General features: G+C 51.5%; 14 protein-coding genes. 1 reads left to right on the forward strand and 13 read right to left on the reverse strand.

What is annotated here, in order from left to right:
* Nucleotides 1-78 precede the first annotated feature (78 nt).
* Complete coding sequence (locus BM159_RS06325) at nucleotides 79-1,677, reverse strand: helicase HerA-like domain-containing protein (protein WP_093913414.1); 1,599 nt, start codon at nucleotides 1,675-1,677, stop codon at nucleotides 79-81.
* 259 nt (nucleotides 1,678-1,936) lie between these two features.
* Entirely contained in the window at nucleotides 1,937-3,559 is a 1,623-nt protein-coding gene (locus BM159_RS06330) for a Na+/H+ antiporter NhaC family protein (RefSeq protein ID WP_093913415.1), read from the reverse strand.
* Between the two features lie 320 nt (nucleotides 3,560-3,879).
* Between BM159_RS06330 and BM159_RS06335 the strand changes: the two genes are divergently transcribed.
* Nucleotides 3,880-5,868, forward strand: coding sequence for a TonB-dependent receptor plug domain-containing protein (locus BM159_RS06335; RefSeq protein ID WP_177205943.1), 1,989 nt, complete (start codon nucleotides 3,880-3,882; stop codon nucleotides 5,866-5,868).
* Between the two features lie 292 nt (nucleotides 5,869-6,160).
* On the opposite strand, the gene BM159_RS06340 is transcribed toward BM159_RS06335, so the two are convergent.
* The 11 genes from BM159_RS06340 to BM159_RS06390 all read right to left on the reverse strand — a co-directional run bounded on the left by BM159_RS06340 (nucleotide 6,161) and on the right by BM159_RS06390 (nucleotide 16,476).
* Nucleotides 6,161-7,576 carry an amidophosphoribosyltransferase gene (locus BM159_RS06340; RefSeq protein WP_093913417.1) on the reverse strand — a complete coding sequence of 472 codons (1,416 nt, stop codon included), beginning with the start codon at nucleotides 7,574-7,576 and terminating at the stop codon, nucleotides 6,161-6,163.
* 338 nt (nucleotides 7,577-7,914) lie between these two features.
* Nucleotides 7,915-8,901 carry a M14 family metallopeptidase gene (locus BM159_RS06345; RefSeq protein ID WP_093913418.1) on the reverse strand — a complete coding sequence of 329 codons (987 nt, stop codon included), beginning with the start codon at nucleotides 8,899-8,901 and terminating at the stop codon, nucleotides 7,915-7,917.
* On the reverse strand, nucleotides 8,898-9,830 hold the full coding sequence (locus BM159_RS06350) for a M14 family metallopeptidase (RefSeq protein ID WP_093913419.1): 933 nt from the start codon (nucleotides 9,828-9,830) through the stop codon (nucleotides 8,898-8,900). The genes BM159_RS06345 and BM159_RS06350 overlap by 4 nt, the downstream gene beginning before the upstream one ends.
* A gap of 42 nt (nucleotides 9,831-9,872) precedes the next feature.
* Nucleotides 9,873-10,718: a transglutaminase family protein gene (locus tag BM159_RS06355; protein ID WP_093913420.1), complete on the reverse strand. Its 846-nt coding sequence runs from the start codon at nucleotides 10,716-10,718 to the stop codon at nucleotides 9,873-9,875.
* 88 nt (nucleotides 10,719-10,806) lie between these two features.
* Nucleotides 10,807-11,475: an alpha-E domain-containing protein gene (locus BM159_RS06360; RefSeq protein WP_093913421.1), complete on the reverse strand. Its 669-nt coding sequence runs from the start codon at nucleotides 11,473-11,475 to the stop codon at nucleotides 10,807-10,809.
* Entirely contained in the window at nucleotides 11,457-12,767 is a 1,311-nt protein-coding gene (locus BM159_RS06365) for a circularly permuted type 2 ATP-grasp protein (protein ID WP_093913422.1), read from the reverse strand. The genes BM159_RS06360 and BM159_RS06365 overlap by 19 nt, the downstream gene beginning before the upstream one ends.
* Before the next feature lie 204 nt (nucleotides 12,768-12,971).
* Nucleotides 12,972-13,400, reverse strand: a complete 429-nt coding sequence (locus BM159_RS06370) for an EamA family transporter (protein WP_093913423.1) — start codon at nucleotides 13,398-13,400, stop codon at nucleotides 12,972-12,974.
* A gap of 33 nt (nucleotides 13,401-13,433) precedes the next feature.
* Complete coding sequence (locus BM159_RS06375) at nucleotides 13,434-14,384, reverse strand: zinc ribbon domain-containing protein (protein ID WP_093913424.1); 951 nt, start codon at nucleotides 14,382-14,384, stop codon at nucleotides 13,434-13,436.
* A gap of 92 nt (nucleotides 14,385-14,476) precedes the next feature.
* Nucleotides 14,477-15,283, reverse strand: coding sequence for an MBL fold metallo-hydrolase (locus tag BM159_RS06380; protein WP_093913425.1), 807 nt, complete (start codon nucleotides 15,281-15,283; stop codon nucleotides 14,477-14,479).
* Nucleotides 15,280-15,597: a TIGR04076 family protein gene (locus BM159_RS06385; RefSeq protein WP_093913426.1), complete on the reverse strand. Its 318-nt coding sequence runs from the start codon at nucleotides 15,595-15,597 to the stop codon at nucleotides 15,280-15,282. Before BM159_RS06385 ends, BM159_RS06380 begins: the two co-directional genes overlap by 4 nt.
* 84 nt (nucleotides 15,598-15,681) lie before the next feature.
* Nucleotides 15,682-16,476 (reverse strand): NYN domain-containing protein, encoded by a 795-nt coding sequence (locus tag BM159_RS06390; RefSeq protein WP_093913427.1) that lies wholly within the window; start codon nucleotides 16,474-16,476, stop codon nucleotides 15,682-15,684.
* Nucleotides 16,477-16,608: the final 132 nt, after the last annotated feature.

Raw genomic sequence — 16,608 nt, forward strand, 5'->3', positions numbered from 1 at the left:
TTTCTAAAAAAATAAGCTGTACAATACGCGTCACTGCGTGTTGTACAGCTTTTTTGTTACAATTTAAACTGTAGAGAATTATCCTTTAAAGAATGTTCCGAAGATTCCGCGGATCAGGCTGGCACCCAGGCTTCCGCCCACCGTCTTGCCCACGTTGCCCGCAACGGAACCGCCCAGGGTCCTGCCAACCTGACGCCCTACCGTACCCAGTACGCTGCCGCCTACGGATTTGATCATGCGGTTCTTCTCCGCCTCGGCCCGTTCCGCTTCCCGGGCTGCTTCTTTTTCAGCCTTTTCCTTAGCAAGCGCCGCTTCTTTGGCTTCTTTTTCCGCAATCCTGGCCTGCTCCGCCGCGGCTTTTGCTTCTTCCGCCTCTTTGGCCATTACCTGCTGCTGCCGCTGCAGGAACTCATAGGCGGAGTCGCGGTCAAAGAAACCGGAATATTTACTGTACAGAAGGCTGGCCTTAATGGCCTGGTCGCGCTGCGCATCGGACACGGAACCCATGCTGCACTGGGGCGGCAGAATGGAAACCTTCTGAACCATGCCGGGGATACCGCTTTCTTCCAGGAAAGAAACCACCGCTTTGCCGGTGCCCAATTCCATAATAGTGGAAGCTGTATCGAAGGCAGGATTGGGACGGTAAGATGCAGCTGCCGCTTTTACTGCCCGCTGGTCAGCCGGGGTATAAGCGCGCAGTGCATGCTGCACTTTGTTGCCCAGTTGTGCAAGTACGCCGTCAGGAATATCCTTGGGGCTCTGGGTGCAGAAGTAGATGCCCACGCCCTTGGAACGAATCAGTTTCACCACCTGCTCGATTTTTTCCAGCAGCGCTTTGGACGCCCCGTTAAACAGCAGGTGCGCTTCATCGAAGAAGAAGACCATCTTGGGTTTCGGCAGATCGCCGACTTCCGGCAGGGTTTCAAACAGTTCAGACATCATCCACAGCAGGAAAGTGGAATACAATTTTCCGTTGTTGATCAGGATTTCGCTGTCCAGGATGTTGATCATGCCCCTGCCGCAGTCCTGAGTCAGCCAGTCGGAAATGGAAAGGGCCGGTTCGCCGAAGAACACGTCGGCCCCCTGGGTCTCCAATGCCACAATGGCGCGGATGATAGCCGTAATGGACGCCGGGCTCATCTTGCCGTATTCCGCTTCAAATTTAATGCGGTTCTCATTGACAAAATTAAGCATGGCCTTCAGGTCTTTGGTATCAATCAGCAACAGCTGGTTATCGTCCGCGATTTTGTACACAATATTTAAAATGGCGCTCTGCAGGTCGTTCAGCTCCAGGATACGGGCCATCAGCAGCGGACCGATCTCGGAAACCGTGGTGCGCAGGGGAATTCCCTTCTTCCCGAAAATATCCCAGATTGTTACCGGATAGCCTTTGTATTCAAAACCGGCTTCCGCCAGGCCGAACTTCTGGATCCGTTTCTGCATGTCTTCCGTGTTGACGCCGGGACACATCATGCCCGCGATATCGCCTTTTACATCTGCCATGAATACCGGCACGCCCATATCGCTGAAGCTTTCGGCCATAACTTTTAAGGTGATGGTCTTACCAGTACCGGTCGCGCCTGCCACCAGGCCGTGGCGGTTAGCCATCTTCGGCAGAATGAAAATGTTCTCGCCTTTATCGTTATTCGCCATCCAGATTTTGCCGTCTTTTAACATTCCAGTTCCTCCTTAATCATTGAAAAAGAGTTGCCTGCAACCGGCCTTCCCGCCGATTCAGGTCCCGTTTCCGGTTCCCTGCTGTCATGGTTCAGCTTATTATAAATATTTTATCATGAATCAGAACATCTTTCCATATAAAACTGTGAATTGTAATAAAAAACTGTGCCGTCGGAGATTGGCGTCGCCAATACTTCAGGCACAGTTTATTTATTGATTCACCTGTTGTTTTTCAATTCAGGTAAAGCTGTTAATCTTTTCATTCTCCAATCTTGCCGAGGTCTCTCCTCCGCATGGCCATGAGGCCCATGCACAGAATTACAACGCCGAAGCAAAGCGACGCCGGAGCGCTCTTAGTGAACCCGGCTACCAGATAGGTGAAGAAAGAAACCACCGCCACGGTCATGGCATAGGGGATCTGGGTGGTAACGTGGTTCAGGTGGATACACTGGGCGCCGGCCGACGACATGATTGTCGTATCGGAAATCGGGGAACAGTGGTCGCCGCATACCGCGCCGGCCATGCAGGCGGAGATTGAGATGATCATCAGCTGATGGTCAACGCCCTGGAAGCAGGATACCACGATGGGAATCAGGATACCGAAGGTACCCCAGGAGGTACCGGAAGCAAATGCCAGGAACACGGCAATCAGGAAGATGATGGCCGGCAGGAAGTTCATCAGATTGCCGGCTGAGCTTTCCACCACGCTGGCAACATATTTAGCAGCCCCCAGGCTGTCGGTCATAGCCTTTAAGGCCCAGGCAAATGACAGGATCAGCATGGCCGGAACCATCTGCTTGAAACCTTCCGGCAGGCAGTCCATGCAGTCCGCGAAAGGCAGGGACTGACGGACCAGATAGAAAGCGACGGTGATAATCAGGGCGACTGCAGAACCCAATACCAGACCGACGGACGCATCGCTGTTGGCGAAAGCATCTACGAAACCTTTATCTTCAAAGAAGCCGCCGGTGTAAATCATACCGACGACGCAGCAGACGATCAGCATCATGATGGGAAGCACCAGGTCGATGACGCTGCCGATTTTCTTTTCTCCCTTTCTCAGGGTTTCCGCAGCTTCTTCCGTAATACCGGTGGTAAACAAATCGCCGTTCAGGGCATTTTCTTCATGGGTTTTCATGGGACCGTAGTCGATGCCCAGGAAAATGATGATCACCATCATGGCCAGGGTCAGCAGCGCATAGAAATTAAAAGGAATGGACTGCACGAAAATGCTGATGCCGTTCTCTCCTTTTACGAAGCCGGACACCGCCGCGGCCCAGGAAGAAATCGGCGCAATGATGCAGACAGGTGCTGCCGTAGAGTCAATCAGATAGGCCAGCTTGGCACGGCTGATGTTGTACTTATCAGTTACCGGACGCATAACGGACCCGACGGTCAGGCAGTTGAAATAGTCGTCAATGAAGATCAGGCAGCCCAGCAGCATGGTCGCGAGCTGCGCGCCGGCCCGGCTTTTGATATGGGTGGACGCCCACTGGCCGAACGCGGCGGAACCGCCGGTACGGTTCATTAGCTGCACCATCATACCCAGAATAATCAGGAAAATCAGAATGCCCACGTTCCATTTATCGGACAGAACCGTCAGCAGCCCTTGCTGGAACACCTGGTTCAGAGTTCCCACCAGATCGAAGCCTGCATTCAGGAACGCGCCGGTCAGGATTCCCAGGAACAGGGAACTGTACACCTCTTTGGTGATCAGTGCCAGCGCGATGGCAATCACAGGCGGCGTCAATGCCCAGGCGGTCTCTTTTACCGGCATATGGTTATGGACCACCGCATACGCCAGCCCTGCCAGCACCAGCACTACGGCTACCAGTGACAGGTATGTTAAAGTCTTAGGTTCTCCCTTTTTCACAATACTCATCCCCCACATATAAATTTTACACTAACACTATAGGTATGTTAATACTTTATCCTAAAACAGGAAATATGTCCAGTAAAAAAGTATAAAAGCATTTCCTGTGTACAATTTCCTTCTCATAGTGTTAACTTTGAAAACCTTTTAGAATACTTTTGCCGTGTCTTGCAAAAATCTACATTTCCCTCTGCCTTTTTCCGGAAGAAAATTTACCGGCCCCCAAATCTTTTTTAAAACAGAAATTTTGTGTATAATAGATTTGATAATCTTTCGGTTTTTTATCCTTGCTCACTATTTTGATGAATATAAAAAAGGAGTGGAACCTTATGCTTTCCAGAACATTATCGGCCGCTGTTTTACTGGCCTGTTCCGCCGCCATCCTGCCCGCTTACGCGGAAAAAGCAAACGACGAGTCCGCCCGGACCGCCGGCGCGCAAACTGTCATAACTGCAGCAGAACACACCAACGCTCACAGCGCCGTATCCCAGTCGCCCCTGATGCCGGCGCCGGCGTTCACCACCGTTATCACCGCTGAAGAAATGCAGGACAATCATTACGAAACCGTTGCGGAAGCCCTGGCTTACGCGCCCGGTTTAACCGTTACCCCCGGTTCCGTCAATACCAACCATCAGGTCGTCCGCATCGACGGTGACGACCGTGTCGCCGTGTTCATTGACGGGCGGAAACAGAATCTGGCAAGCGGTCACTCCGACGGCCGAGCCACTTACGACCTGGATATGGCACCGCCGGTCATGGCCATTGAACGTATTGAGATACTGCACGGTCCGGCAGGCGACAGTTTTATTAACTACGACACTCCCGGCGGCGTGATCAATATCATTACAAAAAAGGGCAAAGAGCACGAATTCAAATTTGAAGGAGCCCGGGGACCGTATGATGCCTGGCGCTGGGAGACCCAGCTGACCGGCAGCGGCAAGGGCTGGAGCTGGGTTGGCACCGGCGGGCGCAGCAACCTGGAAAAACTCCGTTACAAGAGCGTGGACGGTGACAAGGAAACCATGCCCAACTCCGCTGTAAGTCGGCGTGAAATGTATTTCCGCATCGACCGGCAATTTAACAAAAACAGTTCCCTTAATTTTACCTACGGACACTTCAGCAACGACCGGGGTCTGTGGTATTCCCGCCTGAATCCCACGGACTACAATTACTCAAAAATGGCCAACCACCTTGCGCTGACCTATAATTACAAGGAAAACTCCGCAACGCCCGGTTACGTGTCTGTGTATCATTATTATAACCAAGGTGACACTTTCCGCCCGACCGGCGTCAAAAATCAGGAAGACCTGCTTTCCTACGGACGTTGGAAAACCACCACCAACGGCATCGACTGGCGGGACAGCTGGCTGTTGGGCAAAAAGCGCAACCGAAGCCTTGCCGCCGGATTCTCCTGGCGCCACACCAGCGCAGACAGCGATACGAATTATGATGTATCCGGCGATCCGCCGGGAGGCGAAGCAAACCGCAGTTTCGGCAAGAATTATAAAAAGAGCGCGACAAACATCACTGCTTTTATCAGAGGGTCCCGCCAGATAAAAAAACTGACCCTTTCTACTACACGGGGGATCACCCACAACAGTAGGTTCGGCACCCATTACATCTCCACCAGCACCGGGGAATACCGCCCGGATAAAAAGACAACGCTTTACGGCTCCCTGCAGCACTTTTACGCAGTGCCGACCCTGGACGAACTGTATTACAACAACCAGCGGATCCAGGGAAATCCAAATCTGGATGCGGAAAAAGGCTGGAAGGGCAGCGGCGGCATCCGCCACCAGTTCAGCGATAAAATCTTCGCGGACCTGGGTGGCTTCTGGTCCTATACCAAAAAACCGATTTTATGGTACAAGAACGGGGACGTGTGGCGTCCCGATAACGGTAAAAGCCAGCACCAGATAGGTATAAACCTTTCCGTTACCGACATATTCAGCCCGAAATACAATGCCACTTTTTCCTATACTTATACCAACTCCAACACAGACTGGGGAGACATGCCCTCGTCCTATACGAGCCTGGTTGCCCGCCATCAGCTGAAAGCCGCCCTGCGTTACAAAGACAAACGCTGGTCCAACAATCTGCTGCTGACCGCCGGACTTGGACGAAACGAAGGCTGGTACTCCGGAAACTATTTTGTGGTAGACATCAATTTAGGTTACAAGTTCAACAAACACTGGAGCAGCTATCTGAAAGTGCATAACCTGTTCAATGAATCCTATGAAGCGCTTGGATCACGTACCATCGGGGATTGCCCGGCGTATGGAAGGACTGCGCTGTTCGGAATGATTTACTCGTATTAAAAATAATTATAGAAACAGCGAATTAATTTAAAACAGTTGAAAAAAATAAGCATGCAGGGAATGAGCAAAACGTCGGGAACGTTTGTGTAATTCCATGAGATGAAATGCGACGCAGCGGCGAGACTGTCTGAGGGGCGGAGCCCCGAGTTTCGAAGCCGCAGGCGCATGAGTCCATGGAATAACAAACGTGAACAGTTTTGCGAATCCCTGCATGCTGTTATTTTCAGCTGTTTTAACGATTTATTTGTATTCAGGCGACGTTTCTATACCTATATTCTTTCATCAATGCGCCTTAATCTTTTCCGTTCCAGCAGTACGTGCAAAGCGTATCCGGGTCAATGCCCACCGCCTTGATCATATCGTCCAGGCGGTTGAATGCCAGGCTGGTGAATCCCATCTTCTGGCAGATACCCTGGATCATGGTATGGTACCGGTCCGAATCAGGATTGCAGTAATCTTCCAGCACTTCCCTGGCCACATCTGTACCTTCTTCTTTGGCAATAATCTGCCGGGCAATAAGTTCCATTTCCGAATTAGAGCGGGAGAAGTTCAGGAATTTACAGCCAAAGGTGATCGGCGGGCAGGCCGGACGGGCGTGTACCTCTTTTGCCCCCGACTTGAACAGGAAATCGGTGGTATCCCGCAGCTGCGTACCGCGCACGATGGAGTCATCCACCAGGATGATACGTTTATCTTCAATCAGTTCATGCACCGGTATCAGTTTCATCTTGGCGATGAGGTTCCGTTTGCTCTGGATCGTAGGCATAAATGACCGGGGCCAGGTGGGCGTGTATTTAATCAAGGGGCGGGAGAACGGAATACGGCTTTCATTGGCATAGCCTACCGCATGGGCAATACCCGAATCCGGCACGCCCGCTACATTGTCCACAGCATCTGCGCTGATGGGGTCCCGCTGTGCCATGTATCTGCCACAGTTGTACCGCATCTGTTCCACGGAAACGCCTTCGTAGAAAGAAGACGGATAGCCGTAATAGACCCAGAGGAACGTGCAGACACGCATCTTGGAGCCGGGTTTCGCAAGCACTTGCACGCCTTCCGGCGTCATGATATCGATTTCGCCGGGGCCCAATTCTTTAAAATCCTCATACCCCAGGTTCAAATATGCGGTAGATTCAAAAGTCGCGCAGAATCCTTCCGGCTTTTTTCCCAAAATCATGGGTGTGCGTCCTACCTTATCGCGGGCCACATAAATACCCTGGGGCGTCATGATCATCAGGGACAGGGAACCGTCTACGCTTTCCTGGGCGTAACGGATGCCCTCGATCAGGTTATCTTTCTGATTAATCAGGGTGGCCACCAATTCCGTGGCATTGATGTTGCCACCGCTCATTTCCAGGAAATGGGTACCGGTCTTTTTCATAACGCCGGCCACCAGCTCATCCATGTTATTGATTTTGCTGACGGTGGTAATGGCATAGGTTCCGTGGTGGGAACGGACGATCAGAGGCTGGGCTTCAAAATCGGAAATGCAGCCAATACCCAGATTGCCCTTCATGTGATGGACGTCATCGTCAAACTTGGTACGGAAGGGCGAATTCTCAATATTGTGGATGGACCGGTTGAAGCCATCCTCCCCGTACACCGCCAGGCCGGCCCGGCGGGTTCCCAGATGGGAATGGTAATCTGTGCCGAAAAACAGATCAAACACGCAATCTTCTTTGGATACAACGCCAAAATAACCGCTCATACAGAAAACCCCTCACTGTTTCTTTTGTGAAAAACGGGAAGTATTTTGCCGCTCCGCCGCAGAAAAGCCTGGACCGCCTCCGGACAAAAAACAGCAAATGCTATCCTTATTTTCAAAATTTACCTTAAATATTAGACAACAAACTGCTTTATTATTTTATCGCACAATGATAAAGACTGCAAGAAAAAAATAAAGAATCAAAGACAGGCAGCAATGCGTTGCCTGTCTCTGCTTCTTAGAAGACTCAAATATCACTGTCAACTCTTCTGTCCCCTGCCGGCACCCAGTGCAAACTGTTTTTTCAGTGCCTTCCGGTGCAACACCGCATTCACAATTTTTTATTTCCCCGGAATCAGGCGGAACACGATGGAACGCCCTGCTATCAACTGCGCATGATGAGCAAAGAAAAGCGTTCCGTCTGCCGGCGAGCAGATCCGTTCCCGCACATCCGTGGTGTAAGGGTCTATAATCTCCGCCAGCAGATTGCCCTCTCTGACAAAATCTGAAGGGTGATGGTAACGGATCAGGATGCCGCCTGCTTTATTGTGGATGTTCACAAGCTTTTCTTCTTTTACTGTTTTGGTTTTTGAACCTTCCGGAAATTCCCCGCCCAGCATGCCTTTCTCGGACAGGAACTGTTGCACGCTCTCAGGCCTTTTATGAGGCAGCATTCCCTTTTTCGCCAGAAAACGCAGCACGCTGTCCGCCGCCATTTCCGCGCTTTCCTCATCAATACGGTCCGTCGTGCGGGAATATACGGAGAATGTCCGGGTTTCCCATACCTGCCAGTTATAATTCAGCGTGGTCGTGTCATAGGGGTGCGGCTTGCGTATCACCAGGTAGGGCAGACCGAAGTCCAGGCCTTCTTCATTATCCTGGTACCCTGTATCTACGATCCGCACATGAGGAACAAAGTCTCCGGGCAGATAAAAGCTGGCCAGATGGACGCCCCATTTATATCCCTGCAGCGCTGTAAATATCCTGTCCGCGAGGCGCTGGGTCGTCTCCCCTGCTCCATAGCCGGGAAACATGCGGTTGATGTCCGTATTGTCCAGCGGCCAGAAGCGTTTGCTCACGTTCATGGAGAACTGCCCCGCACAGGGAACTACCATCACGCCGCAGTCCGGCGCAAAAGTTCCCGCTGCTTCCAGTTCCGAAAATTTACGCACAAGGCGCGCCGCCGTGTACATCTGCTGCACTTCGTCGCCCCGGATGGCGCCCATCACAGCCAGCGTTTTTTTCCGCGAGCCGAAACGGTACCCGTACACCGGGATGGGCTGACGATACGGAAGCGCATCTATCGTAAATAATTTTACCCTTCTCATGGTTCGATGCCTCCCAGTATCCGGGCAATCAGCGAGCCTTCGTTGACCACCGGGTATTCACGCAGGGTAAAGACCATACCGTCTACCGGGCTGAACAGTTCCTCTTTCGTGACCCCGTTCAGGGCATCGGCAATGAAACCCACAAGCTGTCCTTTTTTCACATACTCCCCGTGCATGACCTGAGGCATGAAAAAGCCGGATGCATCTGCATTGATAAAAGCCACGCTGCCGTCAGTGCTGACCACCGGCTGCTTGACTTCCGGCGCCGGTTCCGTAAGCATACCCAGATGGGACATGGCGGACAAAATACCTGTAATCAGCTGATCCCCGTAACTTTGGGTGATGCGCATGCCCACACCCATCTCCACCACCAGGGTTTTCGTCTTCAGCATGTTCAGGCTGTAGGCCAGCGTGCTCTCCAGCACCGTAGCCGCGCTGTGGATCCAGATAAAATCCATGTTCAGCAGTTTTGCCAGCGGCGTCAGCGCCTTCGCTGTTTTTTCATTGATGCGCACCTGTGGAATCTCACGCAGGAAAATATTGCTGGCGTGGATATCGATGCACAAGTCCGCCCCTTTGATGTCACGGATGATGCCGTTGGCAATATATTCATACATGGTTTCACTGCGGCTGCCCGGGAAAATCCGGTTCATGTCCAGATCGAAGCCCGGAAGACCCCGGTAAATCGTGCTGATGCCCAGAGGGTTCAGGGCAGGATAAATATCCACCGTGCCACGCAGCACATCTTTCTTACTTTCCAGCACCCGGGCCAGCTGCCAGGCGACGTACTGTCCTTCCAGTTCGTCGCCGTGAGTGCCGGTGACGACGGAAAGGCGGTGGCTTTTCGGGTCAGCGCCCGCGATGCGGTTTTTCTGAATGACAAGCGCCTCCCCCACCGGAAGAGGCGCTTTAATCACAGTCTCTGTCATGGGTTCTCCTTACAGCTTGAAAACAGTAAAGCAAGAATTAATTCAGTCTGTCACTTTTGTAAAAACTTTCTGTGTCTGCTTTGCCCAGCCGGAGAACACACCCCGTTCCAGCGGGCAGTCACTGTAATCCCGACCGATACAAAGCTTCAGATATTTTTCATCGGCCGGGCAGTTATGAGTGGGATCGATGCCGTACCACAGACCGTCCATCCAGATTTCCGTCCAGGCGTGGCTGGCTCCTTCCCCTACAAAGAGCCCGCTGACATACCGGGCAGGCATTCCTGCCATACGGCACAAAGTAATCAGCACATGGGCATAATCCTGGCACACGCCTTTCCCCGTGACAAATGCTTCACCTGCCGTTGTCATCACGTTGGTTTCACCGGGTGTGTATGTAAAATGCTCATTCACCTTCGCACAGAGAATTTGGGCTTTCTCTAACGCATTCATTGTGCTGAAGCCTCCCGACGCGCCCTGTACCTGCCCGCCGTTCTGTGACCGGGCCTGTACCGCACCACCGTCCGCGTCTTTCACAACGCTTCCATAAAACGCTTCCAGTTCCGGCGTAACCTGGGTCAGGGGTGATGCGTAACGGTAAAACGGCGCCGCTTCTTCAGGCACACGCAGGGAATCATCACGGTACGCCATCCCCTGCAGGGTGTAGCGGAACGAATCGTGGGCCTCCACTACCCTGCCCGCGCGCACCACGTTACCGAAAGAGTCACGGCCTAATGAAGCCGCCCCGTCCGGATAAACCGTCAGCGTATAAGAAAGGATGCTCTGCTCCGGGGCATCGGCAGGGATGCAGCGCAACAGAAAGTTATGTTCCGTCACGGAACCCGAAAAATTCAAAACCGTATCAAAATAAAAGGATAATTCTCGACGCATGGGACACCTTCCTCTTCAGTCAGGCCTGCAATTCTCTGCGGCACAGCCGCATCTTTTTATTCTGCAACAGGGCCTGCCTTTTTCTCCCTCACACTACAAACAGATTCTCCGCCGCATCCAGCAGCTTCTTGCGCTCTTCCGGTGTTTCCGGATTTTGCGCGGATAACAGTACCTGCAGCGAAGCATGGGACGGCTGCAGCGACGTACGGTTCATCCGTTTCATCAGCTTGCCAATCTCCGATTTCACCGAATCCAGATGCCAGCCCAGGCGCAGGTACAAACTCAGCCTCTCCACACCGGCGGCGCACTTGATAATGTTCCGCACGTTTTCATCGTCGATCATGTCGTCGTAACTGCCACGGAAGGCCATGATAAAATCGATGACCCGCTGCAGCGGCAGCGTGGGACTGTCGCTTTCCTCCGCGCTCTTCATCCCCATCACCGCCAGTTCCAGATAGGCCAGGGTACGGCTGCCGATGATTTCACGCAGCACCATGCCGTTGCCCAGCATGGCGTCCGCCACCGTACGCAGGGAATCCGGGTTGTTTTTATCAAACACATAATTGTGCATAAAATCTTTATCGTCTTTGTAACAGCAGTCGATACTCAGCTTCCGGCAGAAATCGGGATAATTAATCTCGCCGTCAATCATCACGTCGTACCAGTCCCACAGGTAACTGAGGGTGGTAGACAACCGTTCATAATAACGTCCCAGCCAGTAGAGACGGTTCAACTTGCTTACTGACAAACTATCCATGTGTCCTTGAAGCCTCCTCCCTGCGAAGAATTCACCACGAAGCTGTCCGGGTTCCGGGAAAACCGGGTCAGCCCGCTGGGCCACACCTGCACATTCTCACCGCTGAGAACGAATGCGCGCAGGTCCGCCTTGCGTTCCACTGTTTCCCCGTTATCCAGAATGGGCAGATCCTTAAAATCAATCACTTCCTGGGCGATAAAACGCCGCGGCGCGTTGAGAATCGTGTTCTTCAGGTCTTCCCGCTGTTCCTGTGTCAGATTTTCGCCGAACACCACGCCGTAACCGCCCGCTTCCGCCACGTCCTTGATGACCAGGCGGTGGATGTTGTCCAGGGTGTACTTGCGGTCTTCCTCATAATAGGGCAGGTAGGTGGGCGCGTTCTTCAGGATCGCGTCCTCACCCAGATAATACTTAACCATCTTCGGCACGAAATAGTAGATGCCCTTGTCATCCGCCACACCGTTGCCGGGCGCATTCATCACCGCCACGTTGCCTGCCCGGTACGCGTCCATCAGATTGGGAATGCCAATCAGGGAAGACGGTTCGAAGCAGAGGGGATCCATGTATTCGTCGCTGACCCGGCGGTACACCGCGCCTACCTTCACCGGATCCCGGCTGGTGCGGTAATACAGGGTCTGGTTTTCCACAAACAGGTCGTTGCTTTCCGCCAGCACCGCCCCTGCCTGTTCCGCCAGGTAAGAGTGTTCAAAGTATGCCGCGTTATAACGGCCCGGCGTAAAAATCACGTTGATGCCGCCCGTGTTCACGTAATCCATGGTCCGTTTCAGCAGGGCGCCGTAATTCCGGTTGTCCCGGACACGGTACCGCTTAAAGGTTTCCGGACTGCAGCGGCGGCACAGGGTGCGGGCGATCAGCGGATAGGACGCGCCGGAGGGAATCCGCAGGTTGTCCTCCAGAATATACCACTCGTTGTCCTTGCCTTCCACCAAGTCAATGCCGGAAATATGGCTGTACACATCTTTGGAAGGCGTGATGCCCTCGCACTGGGCCAGATACCCGGGGGAACGGTACACAAACTCTTCCGGCACCACCCCGTCGCGCACGATCTTTTTGTCGTGGTAGATGTCGTAGATGAATTTGTTCAGCGCTGTCACGCGCTGGATCAGGCCTTTTTCCAGCACCTCGTAATCTTTTTCCGGAATCTGACGGGGAACCGGGTCAAAGGGGAACAACCGCTCATTAAAGGTTCCGTCCTTGTAGATTCCGAATTTTACTCCGTACCGGGCCAGCTGTTCATTGATTTCTTTTGTGTGTGCCAACAGTGTTTTCATAAACAACCCCCCAAATAAAAAGCATGACAAATAAAATCTCTCTGACTTCATTGTCATGCCTTGGATAACGACCGGATAAACTGCCGAAATGTTGAATTTTTACTGAATGCAATGACGTCATCGATGCAAATCATACTCCTACTATAAATTATCGCAAGAGAATGTCAAAAAAGCAAGAGGAAAGCAACAGATTCGGAAATTTTTTTACTTATAATTAATCACGTACAGCCCAATCAGACAGATCACCACTCCCGCAACTTTATTCCAGGCCAGGGGTTCCCGGTACAGCGCATACCCGACTGCCAGCAGAAACCCCGCCAGGATAGCACTCTGCACGATGAAAGCCGTGCTCACCGGCCAGCCTGCTTTGTAGGCATAGATCCAGCCCGCTTCCAGTCCCAGGATTACCAGGCCCAGCACAAAAGGCGCCCAGTTCAGCCTGCCGTACTCCTGCAAAAGATTCGCGCCGTTTCCCGTTACCAAAAACAAAAGACCGGAGGCCACTGCCCCCACCAGATAGGTCACGGTCAGAGACGCAAAGGCGTTCATGCCCGCCGGAACCTCCTTGGCACAGATCTGGTACAGCGTGTTGGAAAAGACCACCAGCGCGATAGGCCAAACATATGAGATCATTATTATTTCCTCCAAGTTAGTGGGAGCAGGATTCTACGCTTTCGGTCGGACCCGCCCGCAATTGATGCAAAAAGGACCGGTATTATACTGCCCGCATTCACATTGCCAGGACCCGTCCGCGGCATTGCCTGATGATGTACCGGCCGCATTGTTTACAGCGCTCATCCATCCGGCGGCAGCTGCCCGCTCAGCCTGTTCTTTTTCTTTAAAAGAATCCGTAAAAATGTTTTTTCCGAAAGCGCCGGACAGATTACGGAAAAAATCAATAAACCATTCTTCATTAAAGTATTCGTTGTTTTGTGGAGGCAGGCCGGTTGCCGTGATGTGCTCCCCACCCCTGTACTGCACCAGTAAATCCATGTGGTTCGCAGCTTCCGGCGAATGCACGGAGTATCCGTCCAGCTGCGCCACGTCACGTTCCTTCAGCAGTCTGTCCAAACGGGTCAGGGCAAAGGTATCCGCATCAAACTCCTCTTCCCGGTTATCGCTGTAGCTGTGAAATTCGATACGGCAGCGGGCGCCTTTGGATGTGCGGATCAGATGGAAACAGTAGTCTCCGGCAGGATACCATTTCATCTTTTCTTCATTATCGTAAGGCGGAGCATAATAAGAACAACGTAAATTGAACACATCGATTTCCGTAGAACTGATTTCCACCGGCTTGTCATGTTGTATTGAGAGATCCTTTATCATCGGCCGGAATACCGGAGGCTGATAATCCGGGTTTTGTATTTCACGCGGGTCCGGCATACCTCCCCGTGCCGGCAGCCCGTCCGACATCAGCGGCATATAACCGGCAGGAAGTTTTAAACACGGCAACAGTTCCGCAGCCCGGAGCCTCATCTTCTTTTCCACGTTAATGGGTTCGATATCAACTTCCTGCATCTGCGTTGAACCGCAGTCCCGGCAAAATTTATCGCCCGGATTCAATTGATGCCCGCATTCTTTACAAAAAACAGCAGTGTTTGCGAAATCTTCTTCCATGATGATTTGCTCCTGTCAACGTTCTTTACCTTCCGCAACGTAAACTTTCCGCTGCGGCAACAGGTTTCCTCCGTAATATCCGGATAACAGCTTTATTCCACTTCCAGCTGCAGTCCCACGCCCACTTCTGCAATGGGAAGCATTTTCATCATCTCACATTTTGCGGCAAGGGAAACGCAGTGGCATGGATACAGCGTCCCCTTTGTATTTTCAGCAAGAAAACGAACTGTTTCCTCTAACTGAAGATTCTTTTCCAGTAAATGGAACCCCCCGATAATCCCGGTAATATATTCAGCTTTGCTGCAACGCAATGCCTGCAGAACAATATTGCAAATACCGCTGTGGGAACAGCCGGTGATGATGAAAAGGCTGTCCTTCCCCATATAAGCAAGAGCAGAGTCGTCCATTACAAAGTCTGCCGGGCCATCCGCGCCCAGTGTGCCAACAGGCTCTTTTGATTCAAATCCTGTTTCTCTCGGAATTTCTCCCAAAAATGTCAGCCGATCCGTAATTTTCACCGGTTTACTGCCGTCAATCAACTGCATTCCGTGAGCCAGACAGCCCTCCCCGGTAAAGGGCGCGCCTACGTCCAGACCCATGTACCGTTTCGGCATAAACACCCCGGGATGGGCGACCAGCCTTACATTTTTCAGATTGCATCTGTCCCACAAAAAAGGCAGACCGCGGGTGTGATCATTGTGCCCGTGAGAGAGTACGATGCAGGTCAGCGCTCCCAGATCAATCCCCATCTTCTCCGCATTTCTGATAAACGCATCAGAATAACCCGTGTCAAAAAGAATCTTATCTCCCCCATCTTCAATATAAAAACTGAGGGCCGGTTCCCCCAGATAATACCGGTCGATATAGGTATTGTTGTCCACAAGCACCGTAAGCTTCAAGGTCTTACCTCCTCATCCAGCGTTTCTATCAGAAAACTCACCGGGCGGAAGCCGTCATTGCAGGAAATCATAGCCGACTTCGGATTCTTCATCCAGCCTTCGTAAAAATCCTCTGCCCCGTGAGACAGCGCCATCACAAAGGGCGACATGGTTTCCCATGCGCTTTCACACAGACCCTCCGGCCGCTGCCAGCCGTTGGCGATGAACACCTGCCCTTCTTCCATATCGCAGGCGTGCTCCATCGGATTTTCGTATTTTTCCATTAAATCCTTGTGGCAGACTTTGCGTAGTACGGTAATCTTAATTCTTTTCATTTTATTTAACCTTATTATCCAAAAACAAAGAGTTTATTACACGCAAAAAGATTAATCCGTTTTCTATGGAATCATCTTGCTCTCTTACTTCCTCTTTCCTCTGCTCTTGCTTTTCTTGCATTTGTACCCGATCTGTTTCTTGCCGTTGAATTCGTAATTCTTTAATTCATATTTTTCCGGGAACGCTTCTATCAGTTTTGATAATTTTTCAAAGCCAAAGTTCCGCACGTCAAAGTCCGGTTTCGCACGCCGGATAAACTGTCCGGCAGAAGCGATGTTCACATAGTTATCCGTATCGTCATCATTGATCTGAAATTTATCAAAAGCGATGCGGAGCAGATTGTGAATTTCATTTATATTCTCATGCTTTTTCACTTTTGCTTTGCTGTTTTCGGTTACGCTTTCGGAAGCAGAAGGCTCTTCCGCCACAGCGGTTTCCTTCTCGACTCCGATATTTTCCAGGAAGATAAACTCGTCGCAGCTGTTGCGGAAAGACTTGGGAGTTTTGTTTTCGCCGATACCGATGACATACACGCCGGATTCATGGAGGCTGATGGCCAGCGGGGTATAGTCGCTGTCGCTGGCCACGATTACAAAGGCGTCGTAGATTCCTTTGTGGAGCAAATTGATGGCGTCGATGACCAGGGCGATGTCCGTAGCGTTCTTGCCGGACACATAATCAAACTGTTGCTCCGCTTTGATAGCGAGACGTTTCAGTTCGTTTTCCCAGTTCTTCAGGGCCTCTTTCTTCCAATTGCCGTAGGCCCGTTTCACCACAATGCGCCCGTACGTGGACACTTCCTGGATGACGTTTTCAATTTTTGACAGCTGTGTATTGTCCGCATCAATCATAAGCACGATGCTTTTCAGTGTTTCCATGCAAACCTCCAAAAAAACAGTGACCTGGAATAATAGTAATATAGATAAATTATAGCATCTCGAATTTGATTTCACAACAAAACTATGATATTGTTTTTGTAGTGGATAATGTAAAGGATATGGATAATAATT

This window comes from Succiniclasticum ruminis DSM 9236 (assembly GCF_900112895.1).
In the GTDB taxonomy this organism is placed as follows: Bacteria; Bacillota; Negativicutes; order Acidaminococcales; family Acidaminococcaceae; genus Succiniclasticum; species Succiniclasticum ruminis.